This is a genomic window from Pseudomonas sp. CP-1 (assembly GCF_021213715.1).
GTDB classification, from domain to species: domain Bacteria; phylum Pseudomonadota; class Gammaproteobacteria; order Pseudomonadales; family Pseudomonadaceae; genus Pseudomonas; species Pseudomonas aeruginosa.
Genome location: NZ_JAJQKY010000020.1, coordinates 96170 through 115085, shown reverse-complemented (window position 1 = coordinate 115085; position 18916 = coordinate 96170). Strand labels below are relative to the sequence as shown.

Annotated in this window: 17 protein-coding genes; 15 read left to right on the top strand and 2 right to left on the bottom strand. The window is 67.0% G+C overall.

The window, feature by feature from the left end; genetic code table 11:
- Window positions 1-185: 185 nt before the first annotated feature.
- From eat to LT948_RS27580, 5 genes are all read left to right on the top strand, one after another.
- The gene (gene eat / locus LT948_RS27600; RefSeq protein ID WP_004365829.1) at window positions 186-1634 is read left to right on the top strand and encodes an ethanolamine permease; all 1449 of its coding nucleotides are present in this window, start codon (window positions 186-188) and stop codon (window positions 1632-1634) included.
- Between the two features lie 58 nt (window positions 1635-1692).
- Window positions 1693-3087 carry an ethanolamine ammonia-lyase subunit EutB gene (locus LT948_RS27595; protein WP_009313358.1) on the top strand — a complete coding sequence of 465 codons (1395 nt, stop codon included), beginning with the start codon at window positions 1693-1695 and terminating at the stop codon, window positions 3085-3087.
- Between the two features lie 10 nt (window positions 3088-3097).
- The gene (eutC, locus tag LT948_RS27590) at window positions 3098-3919 is read left to right on the top strand and encodes an ethanolamine ammonia-lyase subunit EutC (RefSeq protein ID WP_003110520.1); all 822 of its coding nucleotides are present in this window, start codon (window positions 3098-3100) and stop codon (window positions 3917-3919) included.
- 162 nt (window positions 3920-4081) lie between these two features.
- The gene (locus LT948_RS27585; RefSeq protein WP_003093235.1) at window positions 4082-4543 is read left to right on the top strand and encodes a GNAT family N-acetyltransferase; all 462 of its coding nucleotides are present in this window, start codon (window positions 4082-4084) and stop codon (window positions 4541-4543) included.
- A 49-nt stretch (window positions 4544-4592) separates the two neighbouring features.
- Window positions 4593-5486, top strand: a complete 894-nt coding sequence (locus tag LT948_RS27580) for a substrate-binding periplasmic protein (protein WP_003093237.1) — start codon at window positions 4593-4595, stop codon at window positions 5484-5486.
- On the opposite strand, the gene LT948_RS27575 is transcribed toward LT948_RS27580, so the two are convergent.
- Window positions 5379-6962 (bottom strand): protein kinase, encoded by a 1584-nt coding sequence (locus LT948_RS27575; protein ID WP_003093239.1) that lies wholly within the window; start codon window positions 6960-6962, stop codon window positions 5379-5381. The two genes, LT948_RS27580 and LT948_RS27575, sit on opposite strands and share 108 nt — an antisense overlap.
- Before the next feature lie 193 nt (window positions 6963-7155).
- On the opposite strand from LT948_RS27575, the gene LT948_RS27570 reads away from it, so the two are divergent.
- The 3 genes from LT948_RS27570 (at window position 7156) to ppa (ending at window position 9261) form a co-directional block, all read left to right on the top strand.
- A complete protein-coding gene (locus LT948_RS27570; RefSeq protein ID WP_003093241.1) occupies window positions 7156-7821 on the top strand; it encodes a DedA family protein in 666 nt (221 codons plus the stop codon).
- Between the two features lie 2 nt (window positions 7822-7823).
- Window positions 7824-8654: a zinc-dependent peptidase gene (locus LT948_RS27565; protein WP_003093244.1), complete on the top strand. Its 831-nt coding sequence runs from the start codon at window positions 7824-7826 to the stop codon at window positions 8652-8654.
- A gap of 79 nt (window positions 8655-8733) precedes the next feature.
- Complete coding sequence (ppa, locus tag LT948_RS27560) at window positions 8734-9261, top strand: inorganic diphosphatase (protein WP_003093248.1); 528 nt, start codon at window positions 8734-8736, stop codon at window positions 9259-9261.
- A gap of 91 nt (window positions 9262-9352) precedes the next feature.
- Here the strand turns inward: ppa and LT948_RS27555 are convergent, their stop codons facing one another.
- Window positions 9353-10069, bottom strand: a complete 717-nt coding sequence (locus LT948_RS27555; protein WP_003093250.1) for a response regulator transcription factor — start codon at window positions 10067-10069, stop codon at window positions 9353-9355.
- A gap of 194 nt (window positions 10070-10263) precedes the next feature.
- On the opposite strand from LT948_RS27555, the gene mucE reads away from it, so the two are divergent.
- From mucE to LT948_RS27520, 7 genes are all read left to right on the top strand, one after another.
- Window positions 10264-10533, top strand: coding sequence for a mucoid induction factor MucE (mucE, locus tag LT948_RS27550; protein WP_003093256.1), 270 nt, complete (start codon window positions 10264-10266; stop codon window positions 10531-10533).
- A 346-nt stretch (window positions 10534-10879) separates the two neighbouring features.
- A complete protein-coding gene (gene aqpZ, locus LT948_RS27545) occupies window positions 10880-11569 on the top strand; it encodes an aquaporin Z (protein WP_003102790.1) in 690 nt (229 codons plus the stop codon).
- Between the two features lie 165 nt (window positions 11570-11734).
- On the top strand, window positions 11735-12736 hold the full coding sequence (locus tag LT948_RS27540; RefSeq protein WP_003110517.1) for a FecR family protein: 1002 nt from the start codon (window positions 11735-11737) through the stop codon (window positions 12734-12736).
- 18 nt (window positions 12737-12754) lie between these two features.
- Complete coding sequence (locus LT948_RS27535; protein ID WP_023092444.1) at window positions 12755-15055, top strand: CHASE2 domain-containing protein; 2301 nt, start codon at window positions 12755-12757, stop codon at window positions 15053-15055.
- A gap of 391 nt (window positions 15056-15446) precedes the next feature.
- Entirely contained in the window at window positions 15447-16373 is a 927-nt protein-coding gene (locus tag LT948_RS27530) for an ABC transporter ATP-binding protein (protein ID WP_021265270.1), read from the top strand.
- Complete coding sequence (locus LT948_RS27525; RefSeq protein WP_003110515.1) at window positions 16370-17104, top strand: ABC transporter permease; 735 nt, start codon at window positions 16370-16372, stop codon at window positions 17102-17104. Before LT948_RS27530 ends, LT948_RS27525 begins: the two co-directional genes overlap by 4 nt.
- Window positions 17105-17113: 9 nt before the next feature.
- Window positions 17114-18916 (top strand): GldG family protein, encoded by a 1803-nt coding sequence (locus tag LT948_RS27520; protein ID WP_019485999.1) that lies wholly within the window; start codon window positions 17114-17116, stop codon window positions 18914-18916.

The following is an 18916-nucleotide window of genomic DNA, read 5'->3' as shown; positions in this document are numbered from 1 at the left end:
GCTCTTTCCCGGAGCGGTCGCGCCGGCTCGTGAAACACGCCGCCGAGGCTGACGGTGGCGCCCCTTCCACCTCCTCGCCAAGCCGATTGCAGAGCGGCTGGCATAGCTATTGCCTGCGTTCACCACGTACAGCACACCACCGGGAAAACCGGGGTCGATAACAACAAGATTGAGGTGAAAAACCCATGTCCCTCGAACAAACCGGCCATGCGCCCGCAACTTCCGGGGTCGACTTCGAAAGCGTCGACGCCGACTACTTCCAACACCGTCAACTGAAGAAAGGCGCCGCCGGCTGGGTCCTGCTGGTCGGGCTCGGCGTCGCCTACGTGATCTCCGGCGACTACGCCGGCTGGAACTTCGGCCTGGCCCAGGGCGGCTGGGGCGGGATGTTCCTCGCCACCCTGCTGATGGCCACCATGTACCTGTGCATGTGCTTCTCGCTCGCCGAGCTGTCTTCGATGATCCCTACCGCCGGCGGCGGCTACGGCTTCGCCCGCAGCGCCTTCGGGCCCTGGGGCGGCTTTCTCACCGGCACCGCGATCCTCATCGAATACGCCATCGCCCCGGCGGCCATCGCCTGCTTCATCGGCGCCTACTGCGAGTCGCTGTTCGGCGTCGGCGGCTGGCTGATCTACCTGGTGTTCTACATCGTGTTCATCGGCATCCACATCCTCGGCGCCGGCGAGGCGCTGAAGCTGATGTTCGTCATCACCGCGGTGGCGGCCATCGCCCTCGGCGTGTTCATTGTCGCGATGCTTCCGCACTTCGACTCGGCCAACCTGTTCAACATCCCGCAGACCGCGGCGACCGGCGCCAGCAGCTTCCTGCCGTTCGGCTATGTCGGGGTCTGGGCGGCGATCCCCTACGCGATCTGGTTCTTCCTCGCCGTCGAAGGCGTGCCGCTGGCCGCCGAGGAAACCAAGAACCCCAAGCGCGACCTGCCGCGCGGACTGATCGGCGCCATGTTGGTGCTTCTCGCCTTCGCCGCACTGATTCTGGTCGTCGGTCCCGGGGCCGCCGGAGCCAAGGAGCTGATGGGCTCGGGCAATCCCCTGGTGGAAGCGCTGGAGTCGGCCTACAAGGGTTCGACCTGGATGAGCCAGTTCGTCAACCTGGTCGGCCTGGCCGGGCTGATCGCCAGCTTCTTCTCGATCATCTATGCCTACTCGCGGCAGATCTTCGCCCTCTCCCGCGCCGGCTACCTGCCGCGCAGCCTCTCGCTGACCAACCGCAAGAAGGCGCCGGTACTGGCCCTGGTGGTGCCGGGGGTGATCGGCTTCGGCCTGTCGCTGACCGGCCAGGGCGACCTGCTGATCCTGGTCGCGGTGTTCGGCGCGACCATCTCCTACGTGCTGATGATGGCCGCGCACATCACCCTGCGCATCCGCCGCCCGGACATGCAGCGCCCCTACCGCACCCCTGGCGGCATCCTCACCTCCGGCGTAGCCCTGGCGCTGGCCTGCGTCGCGGTGGTCGCCGGCTTCCTGGTCGACCCGCGGGTCGTGGTCGGCGCGGTGGCGATCTACGCTGTACTGATCGGCTACTTCGCCCTGTACAGTCGGCATCACCTGGTGTCCGGCACCCCGGAAGAGGAGTTCGCCGCGATCCAGGCGGCGGAACAGGACCTGCGCTGAGAGCGACAACGACAAAGCCCGGCCCGCCGCATGGCGAGGCCGGGCACTGGAGACACACATGGCACGTTTCACCCATAGCGTCGGCGGCGAGACCTACCGCTTCGACAGCCTCAAGGACGTGATGGCCAAGGCCAGCCCCGCGCGCTCCGGCGATTTCCTCGCCGGCGTCGCGGCGAGCAACGACGGCGAGCGGGTCGCCGCGCAGATGGCCCTGGCCGACATCCCGCTCAAACACTTCCTCGACGAGGCGCTGATTCCCTACGAGGACGACGAGGTCACCCGCCTGATCATCGACACCCACCAGCGCGACGCCTTCGCCCCGGTGTCCCATCTCACCGTCGGCGGCTTCCGCGACTGGCTGCTCGGCGACGCCGCCGACGAGGCCAGCCTGCGCGCCCTGGCTCCGGGCCTGACGCCGGAAATGGCAGCGGCGGTATCGAAGATCATGCGTGTCCAGGACCTGGTCCTGGTGGCGCAGAAGATCCGCGTGGTCACCCGCTTCCGCAACACCCTCGGCCTTCGCGGCCGACTCTCCACCCGCCTGCAACCGAACCACCCGACCGACGACCCGGCCGGAATCGCCGCGAGCATCCTCGACGGCCTGCTGTTCGGCAATGGCGACGCGATGCTCGGGATCAACCCGGCCACCGACAGCATGGCCTCGATCTGCGCCCTGCTGGAGATGCTCGACGCGATCATCCAGCGCTACGAGATTCCCACCCAGGCCTGCGTGCTGACCCACGTCACCAGCTCCATCGAGGCGATCAACCGCGGCGTGCCGCTGGACCTGGTGTTCCAGTCGATCGCCGGCACCGAGGCGGCCAATGCCAGCTTCGGCATCAGCCTGAAGATCCTCCAGGAAGGCTACGAGGCCGGGCTCAGCCAGAAGCGCGGCACCCTCGGCAACAACCTGATGTACTTCGAGACCGGCCAGGGCAGCGCGCTCTCGGCCAACGCCCATCACGGCGTCGACCAGCAGACCTGCGAGACCCGCGCCTATGCGGTGGCTCGTCACTTCAAGCCGTTCCTGGTGAACACCGTGGTCGGCTTCATCGGTCCCGAGTACCTGTACAACGGCAAGCAGATCATCCGCGCCGGCCTGGAAGACCACTTCTGCGGCAAGCTGCTCGGCGTGCCGATGGGTTGCGACATCTGCTACACCAACCATGCCGAGGCCGACCAGGACGACATGGACATGCTCCTGACCCTGCTGGGCGTCGCCGGGATCAACTTCATCATGGGCATTCCCGGCTCCGACGACGTGATGCTCAACTACCAGACCACCTCCTTCCACGACGCCCTCTATGCACGCCAGACGCTGGGCCTGAAGCCGGCGCCGGAATTCGAGGACTGGTTGCAGCGGATGGGAATCTTCACCCAGGCCGACGGGCGCATCCACTTCGGCGACGAGCTACCGCCGGCGTTCCGCCAGGCCCTGGCGCAACTGGCCTGAGGAGATGCCGATGAACGACAAGCACCTGCCCGACGCCAGCGCCGAGAACCCCTGGCTGCCGCTGCGCCAGCTGACCCCCGCGCGGATCGCCCTGGGCCGCACCGGCACCAGCCTGCCGACCCGCCCGCAACTGGACTTCCAGTACGCCCACGCCCAGGCGCGCGACGCCGTGCACCTGCCCTTCGACCATGCGGCCATCAGCGACGGCCTGCGCCAGCGCGGCCGCGACAGCCTGCTGCTGCACAGCGCCGCCGCCGACCGCCACGTCTACCTGCAACGCCCGGACCTCGGCCGGCGCCTCGACGAGGCCTCGGTGCAACGCCTGCGCGAACACGCCGCCGGCTACGACGGGCAGATCGACCTGGCCATCGTGGTCGCCGACGGCCTCTCCGCGCTGGCCGTGCAGCGTCACACCCTGCCCTTCCTCGAACGCCTGGAGGAACAGGCGCTGGCCGAAGGCTGGTCGCTGTCGCCGGTGGTCCTGGTGGAACAGGGACGGGTGGCGGTGGCCGACGAGATCGGCGAATTGCTGCGGGCGAAGATGAGCGTGATCCTGATCGGCGAGCGTCCCGGCCTCAGCTCGCCGGACAGCCTCGGCCTGTACTTCACCTGGGCCCCGCGGGTCGGTCTCACCGACGCCTATCGCAACTGCATCTCCAACGTCCGCCTGGAAGGCCTCAGCTACGGCATGGCCGCGCACCGCCTGCTCTACCTGATGCGCGAGGCCTGCCGGCGGCAGCTTTCCGGGGTCAACCTGAAGGACGAGGCGGAGGTCCAGGCTCTGGAAGGCGAGGCTCCGCGCACCGGCAACTTCCTCCTGGCGAGGGACTGAGCCTCCCGGCCGAAGGATGGGCCGGCGCGCGACGCCCCTCCTTCGACCGATTCAAACGTTCGCTTGGATTGCGCTTTCCAGGGAGATTGGGCAGCATCGAAGCGTTGCTGGCATGCAGCCTGCATCGTCCCGGCAGCCCCTTCCCGCAATGCGAGGCCCGTCATGCGAATCGTGCAAGCCACCCTCGAACACCTCGACCTGCTGGCGCCGCTGTTCGTCAAGTACCGCGAATTCTACGGCATGCTCTCCTACCCCGAGTCCTCGCGGAAATTCCTCGAGAAACGCCTGCGCCGCAAGGAGTCGGTGATCTACCTGGCGCTGGCCGACGAAGAAGACCGGCTGCTCGGTTTCTGCCAGCTCTATCCGAGCTTCTCCTCGCTGTCGCTCAAGCGCGTCTGGATCCTCAACGACATCTACGTCGCCGAGGAGGCGCGCCGGCAACTGGTCGCCGACCACCTGCTGCAACACGCCAAGCAGATGGCCCGGGAAACCCATGCGGTGCGCATGCGTGTCTCCACCAGCGTCGACAACGAGGTAGCGCAGAAAGTCTACGAGTCGATCGGCTTCCGCGAAGACCAGGAGTTCAAGAACTACACCCTGCCGATCAGCGACGAACTAAGCTGAAGACAAAGGCACGGCACTTCCCAACCGATCGCTCAGAGCAGAGGCATCCATGGGTTCGCGCACCTGGCACTGGCCCGGCGTCCTGCTCGGCCTGCTCCTCGCCACGGCCGGCGCGCAGGCCGACACCCTGCGCGTGGCGACCCTCGACTGGGCGCCCTACGTCGGCCCCGACCTGCCGGGCAAGGGCCTCGCCAGCCGCATCCTCGACGAAGCCCTGGCCCTCGACGGGCACCGCGCCGAACTGGTGTTCCTGCCCTGGCAACGTGCCCTGAAGGAAGCCGCCGAGGGGCGCTTCGACGCCCTCATGCCGGCCTACCTGTCGCCCGAGCGGCGCGAACTGTTCCACGCCACCATCCCCCTGCTCGACTCGCAACTGGGCTTCTTCCGCCAGCGCGAGCGCCTGCTGCCGGTCAATCCCGCGCATCTGGAAAGCCTGCGTCCGTACCGCATCGGCGTGGTCCGCGGCTACGTCAACCGGGAGGATTTCGACGCCGACCGCAGCCTGACCAAGGACGCGGTGACCAACGACTGGCAAAACCTCGAGAAGCTCCTGCGCGGGCGTATCGACCTGGCCGTGGTCGATCGCTACACCGGCTACCACCTGCTGGCGCGCAACGTGCCGGCGCTGAAGGATCGCCTGGTGTTCATCGAACCGCCGCTGGAGGTCAAGCCGCTCTATGTACTGGTGCCGAAAAGACACGCCCGCGGCGCCGCCCTTGCCGCCAGCCTCGACCGCAACCTGCGCCTGATGCGTCGCAGCGGCCGGCTGGAACAACTGATCGCCGAAGCGCACCTCGAACGCAGCGGACAGACCCGCACGCTGGCCGTCGATCCGTTAACCGGCCAGGCCGACCAGCAGCGCAGCCCCGGCCAGGAGCAGGACCAGGGCCAGCACGCCCCGTTGCAACCGGCGTGGCGCAAAGACCCGCTGGGGATGCGCTAGCGGCTTCTGCAAGGCCAGCCAGAATTCCGACAACGCTTCGAAGCGCGCCTCCGGACGCGGCGCCAGGGCCCGCGCCAATACCCCGTCCCAGCCGACCGGCAGGTCCGCCTGACGCTCGCCCAGCGGCTCGTAGCGGCATCCGCCGTCGCTCTCCGGGCAAGCGATCGACGGCCAGCGACCGCAGAGCAGCCAATAGAACAGCGCCGCCAGGGCGAACTGGTCGGCCCGGCCATCGAGCGCCTCGCCGCGACGCAACTCCGGCGCCAGCGGCACGCTGTCCGCAGGCAGCGCCTGGCGCGCCACGCCCGGCAGGATCGCCGCTGCCTCGGGGAGGAACAGCAGACGCCCGCCCTCGTCCAGCAGGATCTGCCGCGGCGCCAGCCACAAGCCCTGTACACCGCGCCGCTGCAAGGCGCGAACCGCATCGATAAGTTGTTCCAGGAGGACCAGCGCGCATTGCGGTTCCAGCGGCAGGTGCGCTGGCGCCCAATCCAGCAGGCTGCGCATCGGCCAGCGCGGCGGAGCGAACAACTGGAAGGCATGACGACGCAACCGGGGCGACGACAATACTCGCGGCAGGCTCTCCGCACGGCAGCGCCGCAGTGCCCATTCGCGCTGCCAGAACGCTTCGTCGGCATCGGCCGCCGCGAGCAGCAGCAACGCCTCGCGTCCTTGCTCGTCGCAGGCGCGGAACAGCCGCCCGGGCGGGCCGAACGCGCAAGCCGCCTGCAAGGTCCAGCCATCCACGCAGTCGCCGGGGCACGCCGCGCCCAGCGCTGGCCAGCCGGTATGCCGTGGCGCCGCTGGGGCGCGCTCGAGCGCCCCCGGCAAGACCAGCGCCACCGCCCCCGGCGCATGCAGCAACGGCTGCAGCACGCCCTCCAGGCGCCCCGTGGTCAGCCCGGCACAACGTTCTCCGAGGGCGCGCAGGTCGGCCACTTCGAGCAACGGCTGGGGCGCCAGCACCAAGGGCTCGCCGGCCACCTGGGTCAGGTTGTGCTGGACCAGCGCCAGCTCCGCGCTGCTACCCAGCGGCTGTCCGCTCCCTCCCAGGCGCTGCAGGCTGCCCTGGCGATAACGCAGCAGGCCGACGGCGCCGCACTGGAGAAAGTGCACGCCCCCGGCATGGACCAGCAGCAACCCCGCCGCCAGCTCGAGCACACCCGGCTCGCCTTCGCGGCGCCGGCGATACAGCTGCATGTTCAGCGAAGCCAGGACCTGCCGCGCCGCCTGCGCTTCCGGCCAACCCTCGGGGGTACAGGCGTAGTCGGCGAACAGTGCGTCGAGATGGCCTTCGATGGCCTGCACCACGTTGGCGCAACCGCGTCCCCAGAGCAGCGCCAGGAGAAACGCCGGAGCCCGTCCGGGGCGAGGCGCGAGCCATTCGGCGCGAACCCGCGCGGCCTGCCCCGGCAAGTCGCGCCCGGCGCCCAGGGCGAGACTGAGCGGTGGCTGGGCAAAAGGCTGGAGTGTCATCGCACGCCCTTCCCTGCTAGAAATTTCTCCTGTTCTTGCAGACTTTATGCCGACCAATTTCGGAAAAATTACCGAAACATCCTGCAATCAGTGGTTTTGCCGGGATCGCGACAAACAGCCCCCCACCCATCCGGACGCCCCCCTATAATGGCGGCCCTCTGCCGCTCAACGCGTTGTCTCCGCAGGTTGCTCAATGGACTTCAACCCAATCGATCTGATTCTCCACCTGGATACCTACCTGGCCATGCTGGTCAGCAACTATGGCGTCTGGATCTACGCCATCCTGTTCCTGGTGATCTTCTGTGAAACCGGCCTGGTGGTGACTCCGTTCCTCCCCGGCGACTCGCTGCTGTTCATCGCCGGCGCCATCTGCGCCACCGGCGGCATGGACCCATGGCTGCTCGGCGGGCTGCTGATGGTCGCGGCGATCACCGGCGACAGCACCAACTACGTGATCGGCCGGACCCTCGGCAAGCGGCTGTTCAGCAACCCGGACTCGAAGGTATTCCGCCGCGACTACCTCGACCGCACCCATGAGTTCTACGAACGCCACGGCGGCAAGACCGTGACCCTGGCGCGCTTCCTGCCCATCGTGCGGACCTTCGCGCCCTTCGTCGCCGGCATGGCGAAGATGCACTATCCGCGCTTCGTCATGTTCAGCGTGGTCGGCACCGTGGCCTGGGTCGGCGGCCTGGTGACCCTGGGCTACTTCTTCGGCAACGTGCCGTTCATCAAGAAGAACCTGTCGCTGCTGGTGATCGGCATCATCCTGCTGTCGCTGCTGCCGATGATCCTCGGCTTCATTCGCCATCGCCTGCAGGCGAGCGCCGCCAAACAGGCCAAGGCCCAGAGCGACTGAGCATGTGGTCGTTCCGCGCCTGGCGGCGCCGGCGCCTGCTGGCGCGCCACCCGGTGGCCGAAGAGCTCTGGCAGCGGGTACGCCGGCACCTGCCGATCCTCGACGGCCTGGACGCCGACGAGGACCGCCGCCTGCGCGAGCGGGCCGTGCTGTTTCTCGCCGACAAGCACCTGACCGCACTCGCCGGCGTCGATCTCGACGACTTCGGCCGCCTGCTGCTGGCGGCGCAGGCGCAACTGCCGCTGTTGCACCTGCCGGAGCTGAACTGGTACCAGGGCTTCCACGAGCTGGTGCTGTATCCCGACGATTTCGTCAGCCCGCAGAAACACCGCGACGCCAGCGGCGTAGTCCATGAGTTCGACGACGAACGCAGCGGCGAGACCTCCCTGCAAGGGCCGGTGGTCCTGGCCTGGCCCGGCGTCGTCGGCGGGGGTGGCTGGGATGCCTACAACCTGGTGATCCACGAACTGGCGCACAAGCTGGACATGCTCAACGGCGACGCCAACGGCCTGCCGCCGCTGCACGCCGGCATGCGCATCGGCGACTGGGCGAGCGCCATGCAGGCCGCCTACGACGAGATGAACGCCCTGCTCGACCGCGATCCCGACGCGCAGACCGCCATCGATCCCTATGCGGCGGAAGATCCGGCGGAGTTCTTCGCCGTTACCAGCGAGTATTTCTTCACCGCTCCGGATCTCCTCCACGAGGCCTATCCGGCGGTATACCGGCAGCTCCAGTTGTTCTACCGCCAGGACCCACTGCAACGCCTGCGCCGCCTGCAGGCCGAGCATCCGGACTACCGCGAGGCGGCGGGCGACACGACTAACGGCTGAATGCCGGTACATGGCATCGACAACCGAATATGCCTATAATCGCGGCCTCTTTTTTGGCCAGAAACCTCTGGAGTCACCCATGAGCTACAGCAAGATCCCGGCCGGCAAGGACCTGCCGAACGACATCTACGTCGCTATCGAGATTCCGGCCAACCATGCGCCGATCAAGTACGAGATCGACAAGGACACCGACTGCCTGTTCGTCGACCGTTTCATGGCCACCCCGATGTTCTACCCGGCCAACTACGGCTTCATCCCGAACACCCTGGCCGACGACGGCGACCCGCTGGACGTGCTGGTGGTGACCCCCTATCCGGTCGCTCCCGGTTCGGTGATCCGCGCGCGCCCGGTTGGCGTCCTGCACATGACCGACGAGGCAGGCGGCGACGCCAAGCTGATCGCCGTGCCGCACGACAAGCTGAGCGTCCTGTACAAGGACGTGAAGGAATACACCGACCTGCCGGCCCTGCTGCTGGAGCAGATCAAGCACTTCTTCGAGAACTACAAGGATCTCGAGAAAGGCAAGTGGGTCAAGGTCGAAGGCTGGGGCAACGCCGACGCCGCCCGCGCCGAGATCACCAAGGCCGTGGCCGCGTTCCAGAAGTAAGCGCGCCTCGCCGAAAAGAAGCCCCGCAGCCGCGGGGCTTTTTCATTCTCCCTCGCCGACCGCCAAGGTCGGTCTCGCCACCCCGCGCCGCTCAGTCGACCGTCGCCACGCTCTCCAACCGATATCCGTAGCCGTAGATGGTCAGCAACTGCCAACCACGCTCGGCGGTCAGGCCAAGCTTGTTGCGCAGGCGATAGATGTGGGTATCCAGCGGCCGCGAGGACAACACTTCCTCGTGGGGCCAGAAGCGCTCGTAGAGATATTCCCGCGACAACGGCCGTCCCAGGTTGGCGAACAGGCAGCGGGCCAGGCGGTATTCGCGTTCGGTCAGGCTGATCGGCGCGCCGGCCCGGGTCACGGTCAGCTCGGCATCGTCGAAACTGAGGTCGTTGAAAGTCTGCACCTCATGCTGCGCGGGACGCGTTCCCCCGTGGCGACGCAGCACGGCGGCTACCCGCGCCTTCAGTTCGTTGGGTCGGAACGGCTTGCTGACATAGTCGTCGGCGCCGCTGTTCAACGCCTGCACGATGTCCTGTTCGGCGTCACGGCTGGTCAGCATGATCGCCGGCGGCGGCGCATCCAGGTGCTCACGGCTCCAGCGCAGCAATTGCAGGCCGCTGAGGTCCGGCAACTGCCAGTCGAGGATCAGCAGGTCGAAGGTTTCCCGCTTGAGCTGCTTGAGCAGGTCCTCGCCACGGGCGAAACGGTGCACCGTCCAGGCCTGTTCGCCCTGCGCGGGTATCTGCTGCAAGGTCTGCTCGACCCGGTCCAGTTCGGCCGACTCGTCGTCCAGTATCGCGACACGCATAAAAGCTGGTCCTGTTCAATCGGGCTAACGCCCCTTTTTCGCTCCAGGAACGGCGAATTACGTACAAATCTGAAGAATTGTGACGAATCTCTCTGGTCGCGACCAGCCCTTGATAGCCTGATTCCAAATAGCCATTAAGCGGGACGAAGAGCCCGCGAGCCAGCGCCAGCCTGACCTATCAAGGAGTCGTAGCCATGGGTTTCCGGCCAGTTAGCCAACGTTTGCGTGACATCAACCTGCAGGCCCTCGGCAAGTTTTCCTGCCTTGCCCTGGTCCTCGGCCTGGAATCGGTGAGCCATCCGGCCGGTCCGGTCCAGGCCCCATCGTTCAGCCAGGGCACCGCCAGCCCGTCCTTCGCCACTCCGCTCGGCCTCGACGGCCCGGCCCGCGCCAGGGCCGAGATGTGGAACGTCGGCCTGTCCGGCGCCGTCAGCGTGCGTGACGAGTTGCGCTGGGTGTTTTGAACGCGACGAATCTGAAATAGCGCGGAAGAATCTGAAGAAATATGGCAAATCTCACAGCAGACAAATCGCGCTTGGTAGATTTCCAACCGCTGAGTAGGCCAAGGAGCAAATGGATTGCTCCGACACAGGGATGTGTAAACCCGCTCCGGCGGGCCGTGGGACGAGACCACTCGAACCACAGTCAGGGGTCGGTGACGGACGATCGCCCCAGGCAACCGAGCCAATCCCCCCAGGGCTGGCTTCGACACACGGATGTGTCATCTCCCCTTCCTTGTTCGAATCATCCCCTCCCGCTATCCGGACGCCTCGATCCGCGTCCCACCCTGGATCTGAAAAGGACCTCATCATGAAGCAATACGGAGCAGAGTTCTTCGGCACCTTCTGGCTGGTATTGGGCGGCTGCGGCAGCGCAGTACTCGCTGCCGGCGTACCGGAACTGGGAATCGGCTACCTCGGCGTGGCCCTGGCGTTCGGCCTCAGCGTGCTGACCATGGCCTATGCCATCGGCCCGATCTCCGGCGCCCACCTGAACCCCGCGGTATCGGTAGGCCTGTGGGTCGGCGGGCGCTTCCCGGCCAGCCAACTGCTGCCCTATGTCGTCGCCCAGGTCCTCGGTGGCCTCGCCGCCGGCGGCGTGCTGTACCTGATCGCCAGCGGCAAGGCCGGCTTCGACCTAGCCGCCGGCTTCGCCTCCAATGGCTACGGCGAACACTCGCCGGGCGGCTACTCGTTGCAAGCCGCGCTGGTCAGCGAAGTGGTACTTACCGGCATGTTCCTGCTGATCATCCTCGGCGCCACCTCCAAGCGCGCGCCGCAGGGCTTCGCGCCGATCGCCATCGGCCTGACCCTGACCCTGATCCACCTGATCAGCATCCCGGTCACCAACACCTCGGTGAACCCGGCGCGCAGCACCGCGGTCGCCCTGTACGTCGGCGACTGGGCGGTTTCCCAGCTGTGGCTGTTCTGGGTCGCGCCGATTCTCGGTGCGGTACTCGGCGCCCTGGCCTATCGCCTGATCGGCGACAAGAACGACTGAACCGAAGCGCCTGGCCCAACCGCCAGGCGCTGCGGCCGAGGAAACGACAAGGGAGCCTGCGGGCTCCCGATGTCGTTGCAAGGATTGCGAAACCGGCGCCCGATCAGGCAGATTGCAGCCTGACCGGACCGCCAGCGATACCTGACCCGCCGCCCAGTGAAGCCTATGACAGCCCTCGCCCTTACTTCCCGATCCCTCTTCCCGGCTTGCGCCGCCCTGGCGCTGGGCGGACTGTTGACGCTGCTCGCCGGCTCCGTCGCGGCCGCGCCGGCCAAGACGAAACGGCCGCCGTTCATCGAGCAGGGCGAAACGTGCCTGCCCCAGCCGCTCCCCGCCAGCGTGCTCTATCTCGCCGGCGACGCCTGGAAGCTCGACGCCAAGGGCAACCAGACGCCCCTGGAAGAAGGCATGGACATCGACGAACTGGAAGGCGTCAAGACCTCTCCGACCGCCTTCGTCAGCCTGCTGCTCGGCGACGGCAGCCGCATCGTCCTGCCCTCCAGCTCGGAAGTCACCCTGCACCTCGACGAGGACACCGGCATTCCGCAGATCGCCCTGCGCGCGGGGCAGGTCGAGTCCTATGTCCTGAAGAGAAAGAGCGATCACGACCGCTTCCAGGTGCTGACCCCGGTGGGCGTACTGGGCGTGCGCGGTACCCACTTCCGCGCCCGCACCGAAGACGGCCAGGCGCTGACCGAAGTGCTCGACGGGCGCGTCGCGGTGAACCGCGAGCTGACCAGCGACGACCTGCCGCTCAACGGCAGGCGCCCGGCCCGCAAGGCGGCGCAGGCCGAGCCGGACGAGGACGTGCTGGTCGACGCCCGCCGCGGCCTGAAGGTCAAGCCGCAGGGCAAGCTGACGCCGGTGGACCTGCTACCCGCCCCGCAATTGCGCGGCCAGGGCGGCGAGCACGGCGAGTCGCCGGTTTGGAAGCTCTATCTTGCCCCGCTGCACGGCGCCAAGCGCTACCGTGCGCAGGTAGCCAGCGATCCGGACTTCCTGCGCATCCAGCAGGAGCGTTTCTCGAGCACCCCGGAAGTCAGTTTCAGCGGACTCAAGGCGGCCTTCTACCACGTCCGTCTCTCGGCCTTCGACAACGACGGCCTGGAGGGCGAGACCAGCGTCTACGACATTCTCTACTACCCGCGAGGCGGCAGTGCCCGATAGGGCGCCGGGGCCTCGCCGATGAAGGCGCTCGACCGCCAGGACGAGCCCAGCCAGGCGCAGCGGCTGTTCCGCGGCCTGGTGCGCGAATGGCTGCTGGTCAGCCTGCTGCTCCTTCCGCTCACCGCCCTGCTTTCGCTGAGCAGCGGCCTGCCGCTGAACAACCTGCTCTACGACCGCCTGCGCAACCTCACCCCGCTGGCCGTCGATCCGCGCATCCTCGTCGTCGCCATCGACGACCGTAGCCTGGAAAGCCTCGGTCGCTGGCCCTGGCCGCGCAGCATCCACGCCGAGCTGCTGGATCGCCTGGCCGCCGCCGGCGCACGCAGCGTACTGCTCGACGTGATCTTCAGCGAACCCTCCTCCAATCCGGACAGCGACCGCCAGTTGGCAAGATCGCTGTGCCGGGCCGGCAACGTCCTCCTGCCACTGCTGCGCGAAAGCGTGCCGCGCTACGGCGAACCGCCACGGGAGATACCGCCGACCGCGCCGCTGGCCGGCTGCGCCGCCGGCATCGGGCATATCAACGTCGAAGCGGACAGCGACGGCACGGTGCGCAGCGTCTACCTGCGCGAAGGACCGCTCGGCCAGCCGCGCCCGCTGCTCGCCTGGCAAGCATTCGCCGATGCCGGCGCCATGCCCATGCCCGGCCTCGACGACATGCGCAACCTGCCCGGCTGGCAGCGTGACCACGCCATCCGCATTCCCTTCATCGGTGCCGACGCGGGCTTCCCCAGCGTGCCCTACGTCAGCGTGTTGCGCGGCGAGGTGCCAGACAGCCTGCTGCGCGACCGCCTGGTCCTGGTCGGCGCCACCGCGCCGGGCCTCGGCGACCGCTATGTCACCCCGCGGTCGGCCAGCCTCGGCACCACGCCGGGGGTGGAGATCCAGGCCAACATCCTCAACGGGCTGTTGCAGCAGCGCACCGCCGTCGACCTGCAACCCTGGCTCGCCGCCCTGCTCTCCGCCGCCAGCGTAGCGCTGCTGCTCGGCCTGATGCTGTTCCGCTCGCGCCACGCCTTGCTCCTCACCCTGGCCTGCGCGGTCCTGGCCCTGGGTCTTTCCTGGGCGCTGCTGCTCAACGGCTGGTGGTGGTCGCCGCTGGCCAGCCTGGTCGGCCTGCTGCTGGCCTACCTGATCTGGAGCTGGCGCCGGCTGAACGCGGTGCTCGCCTACTTTGGCTGGGAACTGGCGCGTCTCGACCGCGAGCCCAAGGTGCTGCCCGAGCGGGCCAGCCCCCCGCGCGCCGGCAACGATCCATTGCAGAACCGCATCGCCGCCCTGGAGCAGGCGGTCAGCCGCACCCGCGACAGCCGGCGGTTCATGGCCGACGGCCTGGAAGGCCTGCCGGTGGCGACCCTGATCTGCGACCCGCAGGGGCAGATCCTGCTGGCCAACCGCAAGGCACGCGACCTGTTCGGCGGCGAGCTGCGCGGCGACGAACTGCGCCAGTGCCTGGCCGAACTCGGCCATCCGAGCCTCGCCGGCGGCGCCCGCCCAACGCTGGAAACCCTGGAAGCCATCGAGTTCCGCGACCATCGGGAACGCGACCTGCGCCTCGACCTGGCGCGCCTGCTGCCGGTCGAAAGCGAAACCGCCATCGGCTGGCTGGTGAGCCTGATCGACCTGAGCGCCGAACGCGATGCCGAGCGCCAGCGCGCCACCCTCCTGCGCTTCCTCTCCCACGACCTGCGCGCGCCGCACTCGGCGATCCTCGCCCTGCTCGACGTTCGCCCCGCCGAGGACGAAGCCGGCCAGCAGGTCTACCGACAGATAGAGCAGCAGGTCCGTCGCGCCCTGGGCCTGACCGACGCCTTCGTGCAACTGGCCAAGGCCGAATCCGACGCCTACCGCTTCGAAGCGTGCATGTTCACCATGTTGGCGATGGACGCCGCCGACCAGCTCTGGCCCCTCGCGCAGCAGAAGGACATCGACCTGCGGCGCGACTGGGACGACGAGCAGGAACCGATGGTCTGGGCCGACCCCGGCCTGCTCACGCGCGCGCTGTTCAACCTGCTGGAGAATGCGGTCAAGTACAGCCCGGCGGGGACCGTCGTCAGCCTGAGCATCCGCCTCGAAGGCGACTGGCTGAGCTGCCGGATCGTCGACCAGGGCAAAGGTATCGCGGTCGCCGAACTACCGCGCCTGTTCAGCCAGTACCAGCGCTTCGCTTCCGCCGAGGGCAGCGCCGGCCTGGGCCTGGGGCTGGCCATGGTCAAGACGGTGATCGACCGGCACGGCGGCAGGATCGGCTGCCAGAGCCAGGTTGGCCAGGGCACCACTTTCGAGATTCGCCTTCCGCTGCTGAAAGGCGAGGAATAACCACTACTGGCGGAAGTCGGGTCTTCCTCCAACTTGCATTGGTCTCGAAGTCCGGAAGATCCAGGCGGCCGGGCTATTCCGCTTCCCGTCTATCGAAACGGCAACTGCCTTCCCTCGTGAAACTCCGCAGGGGGAATCGACGCGTCCCCAACCTAGGTGCCAGCCGCGTTCCCGCAGCGGAACCAAGGCGCTGCGCCAGCTACAGGGCTGCCCTGGAAGTCTCGATAACTTCCATCTTTTAACGAGAGTTCGTAGGAAGTTTCCCAACAATATAAGTAACTAATCTCAAAAAGATCCCACTGGAAAAACCAGCCAATAACTCCCGGTAATCTACCGCGCTCATGCGATCCCCCTACGCATAACAGCAAACGGCTCAACTTCCAGTGAAACCATGATCGACATAGACAGACTGAGCAAACGCTTTTCCGGCCGGACGGTGGTAAACGACTTGAGCTTCCGCATCGACCGGGGAGAGATCGTCGGTCTCCTCGGCCCAAACGGAGCGGGCAAGTCGACCACCCTGAAGATGCTTTCCGGCTTCCTCGCGCCGAGCGCCGGCAGCGTACGCATCTTCGGCTTCGACATGCAGGACAAGGCGCGCCAGGCGCAGAAGCTGATCGGCTACCTGCCGGAGAACGCTCCCAGCTACGGAGAAATGACGGTCGAGGGCTTTCTCGCCTTCGTCGCGTCCATCCGCGACTACAGCGGACGGGAAAAACGTCGGCGCATCGACAGCGCCATGGACTGCATGGAGCTGCGGGATGAGCGCAGGAGCATCATCGAAACCCTGTCCAAGGGCTTCAAGCGTCGCGTCGCGCTGGCCCAGGCGATCCTCCACGATCCCGAGCTGCTCCTGCTCGACGAGCCCACCGACGGCCTCGACCCGAACCAGAAGCACCAGGTCCGGCAACTGGTGAAGAACCTCTCGGAAAGCAAGATCGTGGTGATTTCCACGCACATCCTCGAGGAAGTCTCGTTCATGTGCAGCCGCGCCCTGGTGATCAACGGCGGCCGCCTGCTGGCCGACAACACCCCGGGCGAACTCAGGACCCGCAGCCGCTACCACCATGCCGTCAGCCTCAGCATCGAAGCACCGGTAGACCCGCTGGCCATCGCCATGCTCCCCGGCGTCGCCGGTATCGAAGGACGCCCCGACCGGGCCGGCACCCTGACCATCCTGGCCCGCCCCGGCGCGCAGATCCTTCCCGCGCTCAACCGCCTGATCCACGGCAACGGCTGGCGGGTATCCGGGTTGCGTACCGAACACGGCCAACTGGAAGAAGTGTTCCGCCAACTGACCCGAGAAACCCCCGCATGACCGCCATCGGCACCATTTTCAGACGCGAGCTGGGCAGCTATTTCGCCACGCCGCTCGCCTATGTGTTCACCCTGATCTTCCTCGTCCTCTCCGGCGTGGCCACCTTCTACCTGGGCGACTTCTTCGAGCGCGGCCAGGCCGACCTGGCGCCGTTCTTTTCCAGCCTGCCCTGGCTCTACCTCCTGCTGATCCCCGCGCTGGCCATGCGCCTGTGGGCCGAGGAGCGCAAGTCCGGCTCCATCGAGATGCTGATGACCCTGCCCGTCTCCCGCGCCACCCTGGTCACCGGCAAGTTCCTGGCGGCCTGGTTCTGCGCCGGGCTGGCGTTGCTGCTGACCTTCCCGATGCCGCTGACGGTGAACTACCTCGGCTCGCCCGACAACGGCGCGATCATCGCCGGCTACCTGGCCGGCTGGCTGCTGTCCGGCGGCTACCTGGCCATCGGATCCTGCATGTCGGCGCTGGCGAAGAATCAGATCATCGCCTTTGCCCTGACCGTTCTCGTCTGCCTGCTGTTCGTCGGCGCCGGCACTCCCCACGTGCAACAGGCGCTCTCCGGCTGGCTTCCGCAATGGTTGCTGGACGGCATTGCCTCGCTGAGCGTGCTGGTCCGTTTCGAGGCGCTCGGCCGGGGCGTGCTCGACGTCCGCGACCTGGCCTACTTCTTCAGCCTGATCGTCGCCTGGCTGGTCGCCACCACCATCATCATCGACCTGAAAAAGGCGGCGTAGGAAACACCCATGAAACGAACCCTGTACTCGGGCGTCGGCCTGCTGCTGGTCGGCCTGCTGTTCCTCGCTTTCAACCTGCTGTCCAGCCTGCTGCTGCGCGACCAGCAGTTCGACCTCACCCAGCAGAAGCTCTACACCTTCAGCGCCGGCACCCAGGAAGTCCTCGACAGCCTCGACGAACCGCTCAACCTCTACCTGTTCTTTTCGAAAAGCCGCGCCAGTGACCTACCCGCCCTGCGCAACTACGCCCGCCGCGTCGAGGAAGTGCTGGACCTCTATGCACGGCGGAGCCATGGCAATGTCCGATTGTTCGTGATCGATCCCCTGCCATTCTCCGACGACGAGGACCGTGCCGCGCGCTTCGGCCTGCAGGCGCCGCCCATCGGCCCGAATGGCGAAGCCATCTACTTTGGCCTGGCGGCCACCAACCCGACCGACGGCCTCCAGGTGATCCCGTTCTTCTCGCCGGAAGAAGAGCCGCTTCTGGAATACGATCTCAGCCGCCTGGTCCAGGCACTCGCACAGCGGGAACGCACGGTAGTCGGCCTGATGAGCTCGCTGCCGATGACCGGGCAGGCGCCCACCGACGGGCAGCCGGGCAGCAGGCCCTGGGCGATGATGGACAAGCTCTACCAACAGTTCGACATCCGCACCCTGGGGCTCGCTTCGACGGAAATCCCCGCCGAAGTCTCGGTGTTGATGCTGGTGCACCCCAAGCAATTGTCCGAACAGACCCAATACGCCATCGACCAGTTCGTCCTGCGCGGCGGCAAGCTGCTGGCCTTCGTCGACCCTCTGAGTCTCGCCGATGCAGACGGCGGGAAAAGCTCCGACCTGGCCCCGTTGCTGCGCTCCTGGGGCGTCCAGTTGCGGCCGGATACCCTGCTGGCGGATGCCTCGTTCGCCATGATCAAGCCCAACGCCGAACGTCGCCCGGAGCGCAATCCGACCTGGCTACACCTCCCCGGCGACACGTTCCCCCACGACAACGTGCTGACCACCGGCCTGGAAAGCCTCAACCTCGCCAGCGTCGGCCTGCTCGAACCTCTCGGCGGAGCCTCGACGCGCTTCATTCCGTTGCTGCACAGCTCGGCGCACAGCATGCCGCTGTCGCTGGAACGCTTCCGCCAATCCTCGACGGAGCAGCTCAACGCCACCCTGGTCCCGACCGGGGAACGCTACGTGCTGGCCGCCAAGGTCGAGGGGCCGGCGACGAGTGCCTTCCCTGCGGACCGCGGGAAGCAAGGCGAAGGCCTGAGCGACAGCGCGAACATCCATGTGCTGTTGGTCGCCGATACGGACCTGCTGAGCAATCCGCTCTGGCTCCAGGAACAGCCCGGCCACAACGAGCCGCAGGTATGGGCGGACAACGACCTGTTCGTCGGCAATGCCCTCGACTACCTCTCCGGTTCGGACGCGCTGATCGACCTACGCTCGCGAGGCCATACGAAGCGCCCGTTCACCCGCGTGGAAGCGCTCCGCCGCGAGGCCGGGATGCGCGCCCAGGAACAGCTCAACGCGCTGCAGCAGAGCCTCAACGATACCGACAAGAACCTGCGGGCCCTGCAGCAATCGATGGACGACGGCGGCCAGGAGGTGACTCCGGAAATGGAAGCGACGCTGCGCCGCTTCATCGATGACAAATTGCGCATCCGCCAGCAACTGCGTCAATTGCAGTTCCAACTGAATGCCGATGTCGAGCGCCTGGCGGAACAGGTGAAACTGGCCAATACGGTCCTGCTGCCGGCGCTCCTCACCCTGCTCCTCCTGCTGCATTGGAGCTGGCGCAGCATGCGCCGGAGGAGGGGCTGA

Bases quoted from the DNA above. Each gene is read 5' to 3' on its own strand.
- eat (WP_004365829.1), top strand. From the start codon at position 186: ATGTCCCTCGAACAAACCGGCCATGCGCCCGCAACTTCCGGGGTCGAC.
- LT948_RS27595 (WP_009313358.1), top strand. From the start codon at position 1,693: ATGGCACGTTTCACCCATAGCGTCGGCGGCGAGACCTACCGCTTCGAC.
- eutC (WP_003110520.1), top strand. From the start codon at position 3,098: ATGAACGACAAGCACCTGCCCGACGCCAGCGCCGAGAACCCCTGGCTG.
- LT948_RS27585 (WP_003093235.1), top strand. From the start codon at position 4,082: ATGCGAATCGTGCAAGCCACCCTCGAACACCTCGACCTGCTGGCGCCG.
- LT948_RS27580 (WP_003093237.1), top strand. From the start codon at position 4,593: ATGGGTTCGCGCACCTGGCACTGGCCCGGCGTCCTGCTCGGCCTGCTC.
- LT948_RS27575 (WP_003093239.1), bottom strand. From the start codon at position 6,962: ATGACACTCCAGCCTTTTGCCCAGCCACCGCTCAGTCTCGCCCTGGGC.
- LT948_RS27570 (WP_003093241.1), top strand. From the start codon at position 7,156: ATGGACTTCAACCCAATCGATCTGATTCTCCACCTGGATACCTACCTG.
- LT948_RS27565 (WP_003093244.1), top strand. From the start codon at position 7,824: ATGTGGTCGTTCCGCGCCTGGCGGCGCCGGCGCCTGCTGGCGCGCCAC.
- ppa (WP_003093248.1), top strand. From the start codon at position 8,734: ATGAGCTACAGCAAGATCCCGGCCGGCAAGGACCTGCCGAACGACATC.
- LT948_RS27555 (WP_003093250.1), bottom strand. From the start codon at position 10,069: ATGCGTGTCGCGATACTGGACGACGAGTCGGCCGAACTGGACCGGGTC.
- mucE (WP_003093256.1), top strand. From the start codon at position 10,264: ATGGGTTTCCGGCCAGTTAGCCAACGTTTGCGTGACATCAACCTGCAG.
- aqpZ (WP_003102790.1), top strand. From the start codon at position 10,880: ATGAAGCAATACGGAGCAGAGTTCTTCGGCACCTTCTGGCTGGTATTG.
- LT948_RS27540 (WP_003110517.1), top strand. From the start codon at position 11,735: ATGACAGCCCTCGCCCTTACTTCCCGATCCCTCTTCCCGGCTTGCGCC.
- LT948_RS27535 (WP_023092444.1), top strand. From the start codon at position 12,755: ATGAAGGCGCTCGACCGCCAGGACGAGCCCAGCCAGGCGCAGCGGCTG.
- LT948_RS27530 (WP_021265270.1), top strand. From the start codon at position 15,447: ATGATCGACATAGACAGACTGAGCAAACGCTTTTCCGGCCGGACGGTG.
- LT948_RS27525 (WP_003110515.1), top strand. From the start codon at position 16,370: ATGACCGCCATCGGCACCATTTTCAGACGCGAGCTGGGCAGCTATTTC.
- LT948_RS27520 (WP_019485999.1), top strand. From the start codon at position 17,114: ATGAAACGAACCCTGTACTCGGGCGTCGGCCTGCTGCTGGTCGGCCTG.